General features: G+C 50.6%; 17 protein-coding genes. 6 read left to right on the top strand and 11 right to left on the bottom strand.

Features of this window, described 5'->3' with window-relative positions; all coding sequences use genetic code 11:
- A partial coding sequence (dcm, locus tag H9644_RS21540) for a DNA (cytosine-5-)-methyltransferase (RefSeq protein WP_225221271.1) occupies positions 1-777 on the top strand: 777 nt, incomplete at its 5' end.
- The gene (gene vsr, locus H9644_RS05295; protein WP_064529352.1) at positions 758-1,228 is read left to right on the top strand and encodes a VSPR family DNA mismatch endonuclease; all 471 of its coding nucleotides are present in this window, start codon (positions 758-760) and stop codon (positions 1,226-1,228) included. The genes dcm and vsr, both read left to right, overlap by 20 nt.
- Here the strand turns inward: vsr and yedA are convergent.
- On the bottom strand, positions 1,217-2,137 hold the full coding sequence (yedA, locus tag H9644_RS05290; protein ID WP_191773600.1) for a drug/metabolite exporter YedA: 921 nt from the start codon (positions 2,135-2,137) through the stop codon (positions 1,217-1,219). The two genes, vsr and yedA, sit on opposite strands and share 12 nt — an antisense overlap.
- A 170-nt stretch (positions 2,138-2,307) precedes the next feature.
- Here yedA and H9644_RS05285 point away from each other — a divergent pair, with 170 nt between their 5' ends.
- The 3 genes from H9644_RS05285 (at position 2,308) to dgcQ (ending at position 5,495) form a co-directional block, all read left to right on the top strand.
- Positions 2,308-3,225, top strand: a complete 918-nt coding sequence (locus tag H9644_RS05285) for a DUF808 domain-containing protein (RefSeq protein ID WP_191773598.1) — start codon at positions 2,308-2,310, stop codon at positions 3,223-3,225.
- Positions 3,226-3,303: 78 nt separating this feature from the next.
- Complete coding sequence (locus H9644_RS05280; RefSeq protein WP_064529349.1) at positions 3,304-3,486, top strand: YodC family protein; 183 nt, start codon at positions 3,304-3,306, stop codon at positions 3,484-3,486.
- A gap of 314 nt (positions 3,487-3,800) precedes the next feature.
- A complete protein-coding gene (gene dgcQ, locus H9644_RS05275; RefSeq protein WP_191773596.1) occupies positions 3,801-5,495 on the top strand; it encodes a cellulose biosynthesis regulator diguanylate cyclase DgcQ in 1,695 nt (564 codons plus the stop codon).
- Here the strand turns inward: dgcQ and H9644_RS05270 are convergent.
- Together H9644_RS05270 and yodD are read right to left on the bottom strand one after the other, a co-directional pair.
- The gene (locus H9644_RS05270; protein ID WP_064529347.1) at positions 5,492-6,307 is read right to left on the bottom strand and encodes a mannosyl-3-phosphoglycerate phosphatase-related protein; all 816 of its coding nucleotides are present in this window, start codon (positions 6,305-6,307) and stop codon (positions 5,492-5,494) included. The two genes, dgcQ and H9644_RS05270, sit on opposite strands and share 4 nt — an antisense overlap.
- A gap of 296 nt (positions 6,308-6,603) precedes the next feature.
- Positions 6,604-6,831 carry a peroxide/acid resistance protein YodD gene (gene yodD, locus H9644_RS05265; protein ID WP_001743856.1) on the bottom strand — a complete coding sequence of 76 codons (228 nt, stop codon included), beginning with the start codon at positions 6,829-6,831 and terminating at the stop codon, positions 6,604-6,606.
- Positions 6,832-6,994: 163 nt separating this feature from the next.
- On the opposite strand from yodD, the gene dsrB reads away from it, so the two are divergent.
- Positions 6,995-7,183 carry a protein DsrB gene (dsrB, locus tag H9644_RS05260; RefSeq protein ID WP_170988935.1) on the top strand — a complete coding sequence of 63 codons (189 nt, stop codon included), beginning with the start codon at positions 6,995-6,997 and terminating at the stop codon, positions 7,181-7,183.
- A 43-nt stretch (positions 7,184-7,226) separates the two neighbouring features.
- On the opposite strand, the gene rcsA is transcribed toward dsrB, so the two are convergent.
- The 8 genes from rcsA to fliL form a co-directional block, all read right to left on the bottom strand.
- Entirely contained in the window at positions 7,227-7,850 is a 624-nt protein-coding gene (rcsA, locus tag H9644_RS05255) for a transcriptional regulator RcsA (protein WP_064529346.1), read from the bottom strand.
- Positions 7,851-8,139: 289 nt separating this feature from the next.
- Positions 8,140-8,925 carry a flagellar biosynthetic protein FliR gene (gene fliR / locus H9644_RS05250; RefSeq protein ID WP_191773594.1) on the bottom strand — a complete coding sequence of 262 codons (786 nt, stop codon included), beginning with the start codon at positions 8,923-8,925 and terminating at the stop codon, positions 8,140-8,142.
- Positions 8,926-8,933: 8 nt separating this feature from the next.
- Positions 8,934-9,203, bottom strand: coding sequence for a flagellar biosynthesis protein FliQ (fliQ, locus tag H9644_RS05245; RefSeq protein WP_000187358.1), 270 nt, complete (start codon positions 9,201-9,203; stop codon positions 8,934-8,936).
- A 9-nt stretch (positions 9,204-9,212) separates the two neighbouring features.
- Positions 9,213-9,950: a flagellar type III secretion system pore protein FliP gene (gene fliP / locus H9644_RS05240; protein ID WP_064529344.1), complete on the bottom strand. Its 738-nt coding sequence runs from the start codon at positions 9,948-9,950 to the stop codon at positions 9,213-9,215.
- A complete protein-coding gene (fliO, locus tag H9644_RS05235) occupies positions 9,950-10,315 on the bottom strand; it encodes a flagellar biosynthetic protein FliO (protein ID WP_191773700.1) in 366 nt (121 codons plus the stop codon). Before fliO ends, fliP begins: the two co-directional genes overlap by 1 nt.
- Before the next feature lie 2 nt (positions 10,316-10,317).
- On the bottom strand, positions 10,318-10,731 hold the full coding sequence (fliN, locus tag H9644_RS05230) for a flagellar motor switch protein FliN (protein ID WP_191773592.1): 414 nt from the start codon (positions 10,729-10,731) through the stop codon (positions 10,318-10,320).
- Entirely contained in the window at positions 10,728-11,732 is a 1,005-nt protein-coding gene (gene fliM, locus H9644_RS05225) for a flagellar motor switch protein FliM (protein ID WP_064529341.1), read from the bottom strand. The genes fliN and fliM overlap by 4 nt, the downstream gene beginning before the upstream one ends.
- Positions 11,733-11,736: 4 nt before the next feature.
- The gene (fliL, locus tag H9644_RS05220; RefSeq protein ID WP_064529340.1) at positions 11,737-12,201 is read right to left on the bottom strand and encodes a flagellar basal body-associated protein FliL; all 465 of its coding nucleotides are present in this window, start codon (positions 12,199-12,201) and stop codon (positions 11,737-11,739) included.
- Between the last annotated feature and the right edge of the window lie 102 nt (positions 12,202-12,303).

Below are 12,303 nucleotides of genomic sequence, written 5' to 3'. Positions count from 1 at the left end.
GCTCGGCGGCGGGGGATTTTTGTGCTCGAAACCGTCAAAACCCTGAAAAGCCACGACCAGGGTAAAACGTTCCGCATCATCATGCAGACGCTGGACGAACTGGGCTATGACGTCGCCGATGCAGAAGATAACGGCCCGGACGATCCGAAAATCATCGATGGCAAACATTTTCTACCGCAGCACCGTGAGCGCATCGTGCTGGTGGGCTTTCGTCGCGATCTTAATCTGAAAGAAGATTTCACCCTGCGTGACATTAGCGATTGTTTCCCGGCGCAGCGAGTGACGCTGGCGCAGTTGCTGGACCCGATGGTCGAAGCGAAATATATCCTGACGCCGGTGCTATGGAAGTATCTCTATCGCTATGCGAAAAAACATCAGGCGCGCGGTAACGGCTTCGGTTATGGGATGGTTTATCCGAACAATCCGCAAAGTGTCACGCGCACGCTTTCTGCCCGTTATTATAAAGACGGCGCGGAAATTTTAATCGATCGTGGCTGGGATATGGCGACAGGTGAGAAAGACTTTGACGATCCGCAGAATCAGCAACATCGCCCACGAAGATTAACGCCTCGCGAATGCGCGCGCCTGATGGGCTTTGAAGCGCCGGGAGAGGCGAAATTCCGTATACCGGTTTCCGATACGCAGGCCTATCGTCAGTTCGGTAATTCGGTGGTCGTACCGGTCTTTGCCGCGGTGGCAAAACTGCTCGAACCAAAAATCCGACAGGCGGTGGCGTTGCGTCAGCGAGAAACACAACATGGCCGACGTTCACGATAAGGCCACGCGCAGCAAAAATATGCGCGCGATTGCCACGCGCGATACGGCAATCGAGAAACGTCTTGCCAGCCTGTTAACTGAGCAGGGGCTGGCGTTTCGTGTTCAGGAGGCCAATCTTCCCGGACGTCCGGATTTTGTCCTTGATGAATATCGCTGTGTGATATTTGCCCACGGTTGCTTCTGGCACCATCACCATTGCTATCTGTTTAAAGTGCCTGCCACGAGAACAGATTTTTGGCTGGAGAAGATAGGTAAAAATGTCGAGCGCGATCGGCGTGATATCAGCCGTTTGCAGGAACTCGGCTGGCGCGTATTGATTGTCTGGGAATGTGCGTTACGCGGACGGGAGAAATTAACGGACGCGGCACTTACCGAGCGTCTGGAAGAGTGGATCTGCGGCGAGGGCGCCAGCGCGCAGATCGACACTCAGGGGATGCATTTACTCGCTTGATGTATCCTGAATGACTGGATTGACAACGGGTTTAGCCGGAAAGAGATATTTCCCCAACGTAACCAGCACCACTGCGAAGACAATCACCCCCAGCGCCAGCCATTCAATCTTCGACAGCGTTTCGCCACCCAGCCCCGTCCCCAGCAATACCGCGACCACGGGATTGACATAAGCGTAGCTGGTGGCCAGAGCCGGACTGACATTGCGGATTAAATACATATAAGCGTTGATGGCGATAATCGAGCCAAACAGCGTCAAATATCCAACAGCCAGAAAACCTGAAAGCGAAGGGACAGCTGTCAGTTTTTCACCCGCAATCATCGACGCGATCATTAACACTACGCCTGCCGCCAGCATCTCAATCGCGCCTGCCATCATCCCCACCGGCAAGGTAATGCGCGAGCCATAAACCGAGCCAAACGCCCAGCTAATTGAGCCGATTAAAATCAGCATTGCACCCCACGGGTTACCGCTTAAATTGCCGCCACTATTGAGCATGATGATTCCGGCAAGCCCGATGGCGATACCTACCCATTCCAGTTTGCGCGTTTTAATACCAAACAGGCGGCTGAAGCACAGGGTAAAGAGGGGCACCGTTGCCACCACCACGGCGGCAATGCCGGAAGGGACGTTTTGATGTTCGGCAACCGTTACCATACCGTTACCGACAGCCAGCAGTAACAGGCCAATCAGCGCGGCGTTGAGCAGGGGACGTAGCGGTGGCAATTTGTGCCCACGCAGCAGTAAAAATGCCATCAATAAAATACCTGCTGCCAAAAATCGCACTCCCGCCATCATTAACGGTGGCCAGCTTTCCACGCCAATCCGAATGACAAAATAGGTCGAGCCCCAAATGATATACAACGCAAACAGCGCGCCAAAAAGCGGTAACAACTGGCGGAAACGCATAATCCCTCACGGTGGAAATAAAAAGGTGGTTCATAGTAAACGTGAAAATCATTCTGCTGGCGAGAGATATAATTGTGCTTAATTGTTAAAAAAATGTTGACCTATCAAGTAAGTATCAGGCAAGCCGATTTTGCTTCATACTTAGCGCGTCAACGAAAAAATGAGAGGGAATGCTTTTGGCCGGGAGTAGTTTACTGACGTTGCTCGATGATATCGCCACTTTGCTGGACGATATCTCCGTGATGGGCAAGCTGGCGGCGAAGAAAACCGCCGGTGTATTAGGAGATGACTTGTCGCTCAATGCGCAACAAGTTTCAGGTGTGCGTGCCAACCGGGAACTTCCTGTGGTCTGGGGCGTGGCGAAGGGATCGCTAATCAACAAAGTGATTCTGGTGCCGCTGGCGCTGATCATCAGTGCATTTATCCCGTGGGCAATTACGCCACTGTTGATGATTGGTGGTGCGTTTCTCTGCTTTGAAGGGGTAGAGAAAGTGCTACATATGCTGGAGGCGCGTAAGCACAAAGATGACCCGGCGCAGAGTCAGCAGCGTCTGGAAAAACTGGCGGCGCAAGACCCGCTCAAGTTTGAAAAGGACAAAATAAAAGGGGCCATTCGCACCGATTTTATTTTGTCTGCGGAAATTGTCGCCATCACGCTGGGCATTGTGGCGGAAGCGCCGCTGATTAATCAGGTGCTGGTGCTCTCAGGGATTGCTCTGGTGGTAACGATTGGCGTGTATGGCCTGGTGGGGATTATCGTTAAGATTGATGACCTGGGCTACTGGCTGGCAGAAAAGTCCAGTACGTTGATGCAGGCGTTGGGTAAGGGGCTGTTGATTATCGCGCCCTGGCTGATGAAAGCGTTATCGGTTGTCGGCACGCTGGCGATGTTCCTGGTTGGTGGCGGCATTGTGGTGCATGGCATCGCGCCGCTGCATCATGCCATTGAACATTTTGCCGAACAGCAGAACGCGCTGGTGGCGATGATATTACCGACTGTTTTAAATCTGATTCTTGGATTTATCATCGGTGGCATCGTGGTGCTGGGAGTGAAAGTGGTAGCGAAAATGCGCGGCCAGGCACATTAAAATTCACATCGGCTGTTATGCAAAATTCGCCATCCTCGACTAAGGTGAACAAGTTTCACTCGAAAAAAGGAGGCGAGTATGAGCTTTATGGTTAGTGAGGAAGTCACGGTAAAAGAGGGCGGCCCGCGGATGATTGTCACCGGGTATTCCAGCGGTATGGTTGAGTGCCGGTGGTATGACGGTTATGGGGTCAAGCGGGAAGCTTTTCATGAAACCGAGCTTGTTCCGGGGGAGGGGAGTAGTTCGTCGGAAGAAGTTTGAAAGTGTGCAATTAACACCAGGCCGGATGTGGCGTTCACGCCGCATCCGGCAGTTGTGCCAGCGTCTGCATGGAATGCCTGATGCGACGCTGTCGCGTCTTATCATGCCTACGTTATAAAAATAACGATGTCTGGCAGTAGAATCAAAAGTAGGCCGGATAAGGCATTCACGCCGCATCCGGCAGTTGCGCCAGCGTCAGTATCGAATGCCTGATGCCTCGTATCATGCCAACATTATAAAATTATCGCTGTTTTGCGGTACGCTATCGCCAGGTTATGCCAGAATCATAAAAAAGCAGGTTGGGAGTCGTTAGGGTGCAGCACGAGACAAAAATGGAAAACCAGAGCTGGCTAAAAAAACTCGCGCGCCGCCTGGGGCCTGGTCATGTCGTTAATCTGTGCTTTATCGTGGTGTTGATCTTCTCCACTTTGCTCACCTGGCGTGAAGTCGTGGTGCTGGAAGACGCCTATATCTCCAGCCAACGTAATCATCTGGAAAACGTTGCCAACGCGCTCGACAAGCAGTTGCAATATAACGTCGATAAACTGATTTTTTTACGTAATGGAATGCGTGAAGCCCTTGTTGCGCCGCTGGATTTCACCTCTATGCGAAACGCTGTTGTCGAGTTTGAACAACATCGCGACGAGCACGCCTGGCAAATCGAACTTAACAGACGACGCACCCTGTCGGTAAACGGTGTCTCGGATGCGTTAGTGAGCAAGGGAAATCAGCTTTCTCGCGAAAATAAATCACTCGACAATGAAATTACTGCCGCACTGGAAGTCGGCTACTTACTGCGACTGGCGCACAACTCTTCTTCGATGGTTGAACAGGCGATGTATGTCTCGCGTGCCGGATTCTACGTTTCGACGCAGCCGACGTTGTTTACCCGAAATGTCCCTACGCGTTACTACGAATTTGTCACGCAACCCTGGTTTATCGGCCAATCAGAACGAGAAAATCGTCAACGTGGCGTACGTTGGTTTACCTCTCAGCATGACCATAACAATGTTACTGAACCGCAGGTCACCGTAAGCGTACCGGTCGACAGTGATAATTACTGGTATGGCGTGTTGGGGATGAGTATCCCTGTGCGCTCGATGCAGCAATTTCTAAAAAACGCTATTGATAAAAAACTGGATGGCGAATATCAACTCTACGACAGTAAACTGAAGTTATTGACCTCCTCTAATCCAGAACATTCGTCGGAGGAGCTATTTGATCCTCGAGAGCTGGCATCTCTGGCGCAGGATATGGAACACGATACGCGCGGTGGCATCAGGATGAACAGTCGCTACATTAGCTGGGAGCGGCTGGACCATTTTGACGGCGCATTGGTGCGTATTCATACACTTAGTGAAGGTGTGCGTGGTGATTTCGGCAGCATCAGCATTGCGTTAACCCTTCTGTGGGCGCTCTTTACGACGATGTTACTTATCTCCTGGTATGTAATTCGCCAGATGGTCAGCAATATGTATGTCCTGCAAAACTCGTTGCAGTGGCAGGCGTGGCATGACACCTTAACGCGCTTGTATAACCGCGGTGCATTGTTCGAAAAAGCGCGTCCGCTTGCCGAATTGTGTCAGGTACACCAACATCCGTTTTCTGTCATACAGGTCGACCTTGACCATTTTAAAGCGATTAATGACCGCTTTGGTCATCAGGCGGGCGATCGTGTGCTGTCGCATGCTGCCGGATTAATCAGTCGTTCATTGCGTTCACAGGACGTTGCGGGACGCGTGGGCGGCGAGGAGTTTTGCGTGATTCTGCCTGGCGCTAACCTGGCGCAGGCAACGGAAGTTGCCGAACGTATTCGCCTGAAGCTGAATGAAAAAGAAATGTTGATCGCCAAAAGCACGACCCTACGCATCAGTGCCTCGCTGGGGGTGAGTAGCAGCGAGGAAACCGGCGATTATGATTTTGAACAATTACAGTCTCTGGCCGACCGGCGGTTGTATCTTGCAAAACAAGCGGGGCGCAATCGGGTCTGCGCGAGCGATAGCCCTTAACCGGCCGTGAAAAAGTGATCCAGCCCTTCGCGCCAGCCTTCTGGACCTTCTTGCTGTGTCCGCCAGACACGGTCCGGGTCCTCATGTTGCAAATGCACGCCTTCCCGGTTTAGCCCTTTTACGATCACCGCGTAATCCATCACTTCCAGTAATGGTGCGTCATTTGGGCCATCGCCTAAGCCGAGCGTGGTCGGACGCTTTCCACTGGATTGTTGATATGCCGCAATGATCCAGTTGGCGGCCTGATCTTTCCCTGCAGAGGCATCCAGCACATGCCAGAAACGCGCGCCATGCACAAACTGCAAGCCCAGTTCATTCAGGCGAGCGGTAAATTGTGCCATTCGCTCGTCACTGTCGCGCCAGATAAGCGTGACCGAAGCCTCATGCAACTGCGTCAGCGCTGCCTGGCTACGGCTTAAGCCAGTCCATTCAGCGATGGTTGTATCATCGACGTCATCAAAGGTGGTGAATTTGAAGTGTTCTTTCTCACGCAGCGTGTTTAATACCTGGCTGATCTCACTATGAGCAATACCCGAGATGATGCGCGGAAAGCCGTCCAAATCCTGCCATTGTTGATCCAGTTGGATCACCGCGCCGTTCTCTGCAATGAGTGACAACCCTTGCAGACCTAACATCTTTTGCAGGTACAGCATCTCAGCCGAGGTTTTACTACTACACAAGATCACGGGGATATCCGCTTCCCGCAGGCGGATTAACCAGGAGGCGGCAGGTTGCCAGTCATAGCTATGACTGTCCAACAGGGTGCCATCAAGATCGGTGAAAATCAGCAGTGGTTGATGAGTTGAAAGCATGATCGTGCAGTACTCCCCTTGCCTGGATGTTTCTTAAAAAGCACGAATAATAAAAAATAGTTTTTCGGGAGCGAGCCCGTGAACGCCTGAGCCCCCAGGGGGTGACGCGGATCACACTTCCATTCATTAGTGGCGCTAATCATTCATATCAAGAATATTTTCTTGTCAGCCTAAAAAATTGCGGATAAGGTGGTCATCGCATCAGATTTCCTGGTGTAACGAATTTTTTAAGTGCTTCTTGCTTAAGCAAGTTTGATCCCGACCCCCACAAGGGCCGGGATTTTTTTATGATGCATTTAGCGATTCACTTCAGAGACACTAAAGTCATGAATATCAAGTTCAAAGGCATCGGCTAATTCACGCCATGTATGATATTCACGGCCATCGACGCTGACGTGTTCCGAATCGTTCTGGCTGCGATGAACTTCGCTTTCGCTAATTTCATTGATCGCCGCCAGCAGGGCATCGACATCGACTCTGACCTCACGTTTTGCGGTATCGCTGTACTCTTTTGCGGTTTTCATCATCTATCCTCGCAACCGTTGCTTATATGTTGCTGCCGACACGTCATGTCAGCCAGGCATTTCTTAAGTATAGACCGTTGAGAAAATCAGCACTCGCACGCGCCCGGCGCTGTCAGAAAAACGAAATTGTTCTAAACTGGCACAAAGCCACAGGAGGAAAACGATGAAGGTGAATGATCGGGTAACAGTCAAAACGGATGGCGGTCCGCGTCGTCCTGGCGTGGTACTGGCAGTTGAGGAGTTTAGTGAAGGCACAATGTACCTGGTTTCGCTGGAAGACTACCCGCTCGGCATCTGGTTCTTTAATGAAGCAGGGCATCAGGATGGTATCTTTGTGGAGAAAGCAAAGTAATTTCTGTCAGCCTGACTGGTGGAATACCACCAGTCAGTATGCCCTAGCGCATGTTGACAAAAATACCATTTGTCACATTATCCGTCAGTCGGACGACATGGTAGATAACCTGCTTATTATGCGTTTTGATCTTACGTTTAATATTGCCTTTATGCGATGAAACGGTCTTGGCTTTAATATTCATTTGATCGGATATTTGAATCGTTCCCTGGCCAGCCATCCACATTCGCAACATACTCGATTCGGTTCGGCTTAATGATAACGTTGGCATATTTAAAATGCTGGCCATCGTTGTCTCTTTTTTCAGAATATCGCCAAGGATATCATCAAGAGATTCCGGCTTAATCGATTTGGAACTGATCAATAAATTTTTTCTGACCAATAGATATTCATCAAAATGAACATTGGCAATTGCCATAAAAACGATAAATAACGTATTGGGATGTTGATTAATGATGTGCTTGATACGTTGACTGTTAGAAGCATCGTGGATAAAACAGTCCTCATTAATAAACACCACTGAAGGGTGCTGTGAATCACAAGCGATGGCAAGGTCATCAACGGCTTCAATGTCGTTGATTTCTCTTCTTTTCACCCCTCTACTCAACAGATACCCGGTCAAACCCAGCCGGGTGTAACTACATAAATCCATAATAATCGTTGACATGGCATACCCTCACTCAATGCGTAACGATAATTCCCCTAACCTGAATATTTCATCATGACTAAACGGAACAACATGGGTCACCTAATGCGCCACTCTCGCGATTTTTCAGGCGGACTTACTATCCCGTAAAGTGTTGTATAATTTGCCTGGAATTGTCTTAAAGTAAAGTAAATGTTGCGATATGTGAGTGAGATTAAAATAAATATATCGCCACGGGAGTATCCTGGAAGATGTTTGCTGGTATTATTTTTCGGATAATCCTTAGGATAACAAGATAAACATTAGGGAATCATATTACAGGCAATTCGCTGATAATATCTGCCAGCAAATTAAAAATTTCACTAAATAAATGTTCGCAAAAAGGAGCAATTAACGGCATTAATGCCGCCATTAATGAGATGCCGACAGTCAGTGTTAATGGAAAACCAATAACAAAAATTGATAATTGCGGAGCCATACGATTCAGTAAACCTAACGCGAGATTCAGCGTCAGCAACAGGGTAATGAGCGGTAACGCCAGCATCAGTCCGTTGAGGAAAATCAAACTCCCTGCTTTGGTGAGTGCCAGAAACGCATTGCTGTTCAACGGTTCACCACCAATTGGCAGAGTGTGAAAGGTATCGATCAGCAGTGAAATCAACCATAAATGACCGTTAAATGTCAGGAACAACAGTAGCGCCAGCATATCGATAATGCGCGCTAAGACGGGCATATTGAGATGGCTGCCAGGATCGACAAACGTCGCAAATGACAGCCCCATTTGCAGACCGATAATTTCGCCAGCGGTTCGCACAGCGGCAAAGGCAAATTGCATGGTAAAACCGAGAGCAATGCCAATCAGGATTTGCTGCACCGCCAGCCATAGGGCATAGAACGAAAAAACGGCAACATCGTTGGCGGGTATTGCCGGAGCAATAGCGAATGTGATCATCATTGCGAGGCCCAGTTTTACCCGTTTCGGCACGCTGCGTTCGCTCAAAATAGGCGCGGTAGAAATGAGCGCCAGCACGCGCAGCAACGGCCAGAAATACAGGCTTAACCAGGAAACCCATTGATCGCTTGTTACCTGCAACATTGCATCGATTACCCAATGATATACGGCAGGTTAGTGAACAAGGTACGAACGTAATCCAGTAACAGATTGAGCATCCACGGTCCGGCAATAATAATGGCGATAAACACGGCGATGATTTTCGGAATAAACGACAGCGTCATTTCGTTAATCTGTGTGGCAGCCTGCAAAATGCTGATGATAAGACCGGTGACCAGTGCCACCAGTAGCAGCGGGGCAGCCAGTGCCAGCGCGACTTTCATCGCTTCTGTCCCCATCATCATGACCGATTCTGGTGTCATTTCGCCTCTCTAGCTGTAAAAGCTTTGCGCCAGCGAACCGACCAGCAATTGCCAGCCATCCACCAGTACAAACAGCATCAGTTTAAACGGCAGCGCAATGGTCGCAGGGGGAACCATCATCATCCCCAATGCCATCAACACGCTGGCAATCACCAGGTCGATAATCAAAAAAGGAATGAAAATCGTGAAGCCTATCTGGAAGGCAGTTTTCAGCTCGCTGGTCACGTAGGCTGGTAACAAAATACGCATCGGTACGGCTTCCGGTCCCTGCAACGGGCCTGTATTCGCCAGTCTGGCAAACAACCCTAAATCCGCCTCGCGGGTCTGACGTAACATAAACTCACGCAGTGGCTGCGCCCCTTTTTCCAGCGCCTCCTGCATTGAGATTTTCTCTTCGCTGAATGGCTGGTACGCATCGACATAAATTTTGTCGATTACCGGAGACATAATAAAAAAGGTCAAAAACAGCGCCAGCCCCAGCAATACCTGGTTGGGCGGCGCAGAGGGCGTTCCCAGTGCGTTACGCAATAAACCAAACACAATGATGATGCGAGTGAAGCTGGTCATCATCAGTAAAATTGCCGGAATAAAAGTCAGCGAGGTGATGAACACCAGCGTCTGCACCGGGAGCGACCAGCTTTGTCCACCGCCAGGCAGCGGCTGGCTGGTGATGCCAGGCAGTTGAGCAAAGGCGAGGGGAGTCAGCAGCCAGAGGAGGACCGGTGCGACAGACAACAGACGACGCATCAGGCTCTCCCGCTACGCTTAAGCAAATTTTTCATTACCGACTGAAAATCGGCCTGAGGTAACTCTTCCGTTGGTGCAGAAGGGGGAAGTTTATGCAGCAGATTAATTTGCCCGGCAGTAACACCGAGCACCAGTCGCGCATCTTCCACATCGACCACCACGACCCGTTCACGCGCCCCCAACGAGGCACTTGCGCTAACTTTCAGCCCGTTCGTACCATTACGTTTGGGAGCAAATCCCAGCCTTTTTACCAGCCAGGCCGCAGCGAGAATCAGAACAATAATGGCAATTAGCGCGCCGCTCACCTGAAGAAGCGGCGCAGCAGAAACTGGCGCGGAAGGTTGTACCGTGGCGTGGTTATTCATCACTAGCGGCTCAGGCGGCGCATCCGCTCGGACGGGGTAATGATATCGGTGATCCGCACGCCATATTTATCGGCGACAACCACAACTTCACCCTGAGCAATTAAATAACCGTTGATCAGAATATCCAACGGTTCGCCTGCCAGACCGTCCAGTGCCACCACTGATCCTTGCGTCAGGCGCAACAGCTCTTTGATGGTCATCCGCGTACGGCCCAGCTCGACGGTCAGCTTGACCGGAATATCCATAATAAGATCGATATCCTGCAACGTTCCGCTGACGTCACCGCCGCCAAGCTGTTGGAACACCGCTTCGGCAGCGCTCTTGCCGCTTACCGATTTTTGTTCGCCTAACGCTTCAGCCCACAGATCGTCCATTGCGCCGTTGTTGTCATCGGCCGGATTATTCAAGTCACTCATTTGGGCTGTTCCTCGTTCAGAGAATTCAAAATCGGGTTAATCAAATGTTCTATCCGTAACGCATACTGGCCGTTGATGGTGCCGTACTGGCTGGTCAGCACCGGAACGCCATCAACATGGGCGATAATGCGATCGGGTTTTTCTATCGGCAGGACGTCGCCAGGTTTCAGCTTTAAAATCTGCGACAGGCGCAGTGAAATATCGGCAAAGTTGGCGACCAGTTCCAGTTGTGAGTGCTGCACCTGGCGTACGAGATTATCGCGCCAGTTCTGATCTTCATTGCGCGAGTTTTCCAGCGGTGGGTTAACCAACAATTCCCGTAGCGGCTCGATCATGCTGAATGGCAGGCAGATATTAAATTCGCCGGTCAGGTTGCCAATCTCGACATGGAATGGCGTGTTAACCACAATGTCGTTCGGAGATGTGGTGATATTGGTAAATTTCACCTGCATTTCAGAACGCACGTACTCCACATCCAGTGGATTAATCGCCTTCCACGCGTCGCTGTAGCCTTCGAGTGCCAGCTTCAACATGCGGTTGATGACGCGCTGTTCAGTATGGGTAAACTCGCGACCTTCTACTTTGGTAGGGAACCGGCCGTCACCACCAAACAGGTTATCCACGGCGATAAATACCAGACTCGGCGAGAACACCACCAGCCCTGTGCCGCGCAGCGGTTTCAGGTGGATAAGGTTAAGATTGGTCGGCACCGGCAGGTTGCGGGCAAATTCATGATACGGCTGAATACGGATCGCTCCGACGGTAATGTCCGGACTACGACGTAACAGGTTAAACAGCCCCATGCGAAAATGACGAGCAAAACGTTCATTGATGATTTCCAGCGCCTGTAAGCGTTCGCGAACAACCCGGCGTTGCGTGTTGGGATCGTATGGACGAATATCACTTTCGCCGGTCCCCCCGGAAGTCGGTTCATCTTTGACTTCGCTGTCACCATTCAACAGTGCATCAATTTCAGCTTGAGAAAGAATACTATCGCCCATGTGGTTATCGCAGAATAAAAGCGGTATACAGCACGTCGGTGACATCCTGTTTCGGTTGCCCGGCAACAAGCGGGAGAGAAAGTGTGGCTTTAATCGCAGCAATCAGTTTTTGCTTGCCTTCTTCCGTTGCCAGCACGGCGGCATCCTGACGCGAAAACAGTAACAGCAAGCGACTACGGACTTCCGGCAAATACTCACTCAGGCGCGAACGGGTGGCTTCATCTTTGAGTCGCAGAGTAATACCGATATACAGCACACGGTCCGCATCACCCAGATTCACCGTGAAAGTGTCCAGCGCATAAAAGACAGGTGAAGGCATGACATGTTGTTGCGCTTTGTCACCAGCGGCCACTTGTTGCGAATGCCAGTAGCTGTAACCCGCGCTGGCGCAGGCCGCGAGAGTGATGAATACCAGAATCGGGAGCCAAAGCGATCGCCTGCTTTTCTTGCTTATCGCGTAATCAGTCATGTGTTGCGGTCTTCCTGTGTCGCTACTGCTTATCGGCTAATTATCCTGCGTCTTAAGTACGGCAAAGCGGGGAAAAGACGCGGATTAAGGTGCTACATCTGA

This window comes from Escherichia whittamii (genome assembly GCF_014836715.1).
GTDB classification, from domain to species: domain Bacteria; phylum Pseudomonadota; class Gammaproteobacteria; order Enterobacterales; family Enterobacteriaceae; genus Escherichia; species Escherichia whittamii.
The sequence above is the reverse complement of the archived record's forward strand: the minus strand, read 5'-3'. Positions and strand labels throughout refer to the sequence as shown.

Coding starts and splice junctions, on each gene's coding strand:
- vsr (WP_064529352.1), top strand. CDS start 758: ATGGCCGACGTTCACGATAAGGCCACGCGCAGCAAAAATATGCGCGCG.
- yedA (WP_191773600.1), bottom strand. CDS start 2,137: ATGCGTTTCCGCCAGTTGTTACCGCTTTTTGGCGCGCTGTTTGCGTTG.
- H9644_RS05285 (WP_191773598.1), top strand. CDS start 2,308: ATGCTTTTGGCCGGGAGTAGTTTACTGACGTTGCTCGATGATATCGCC.
- H9644_RS05280 (WP_064529349.1), top strand. CDS start 3,304: ATGAGCTTTATGGTTAGTGAGGAAGTCACGGTAAAAGAGGGCGGCCCG.
- H9644_RS05270 (WP_064529347.1), bottom strand. CDS start 6,307: ATGCTTTCAACTCATCAACCACTGCTGATTTTCACCGATCTTGATGGC.
- yodD (WP_001743856.1), bottom strand. CDS start 6,831: ATGAAAACCGCAAAAGAGTACAGCGATACCGCAAAACGTGAGGTCAGA.
- dsrB (WP_170988935.1), top strand. CDS start 6,995: ATGAAGGTGAATGATCGGGTAACAGTCAAAACGGATGGCGGTCCGCGT.
- rcsA (WP_064529346.1), bottom strand. CDS start 7,850: ATGTCAACGATTATTATGGATTTATGTAGTTACACCCGGCTGGGTTTG.
- fliR (WP_191773594.1), bottom strand. CDS start 8,925: ATGTTGCAGGTAACAAGCGATCAATGGGTTTCCTGGTTAAGCCTGTAT.
- fliQ (WP_000187358.1), bottom strand. CDS start 9,203: ATGACACCAGAATCGGTCATGATGATGGGGACAGAAGCGATGAAAGTC.
- fliP (WP_064529344.1), bottom strand. CDS start 9,950: ATGCGTCGTCTGTTGTCTGTCGCACCGGTCCTCCTCTGGCTGCTGACT.
- fliO (WP_191773700.1), bottom strand. CDS start 10,315: ATGAATAACCACGCCACGGTACAACCTTCCGCGCCAGTTTCTGCTGCG.
- fliN (WP_191773592.1), bottom strand. CDS start 10,731: ATGAGTGACTTGAATAATCCGGCCGATGACAACAACGGCGCAATGGAC.
- fliM (WP_064529341.1), bottom strand. CDS start 11,732: ATGGGCGATAGTATTCTTTCTCAAGCTGAAATTGATGCACTGTTGAAT.
- fliL (WP_064529340.1), bottom strand. CDS start 12,201: ATGACTGATTACGCGATAAGCAAGAAAAGCAGGCGATCGCTTTGGCTC.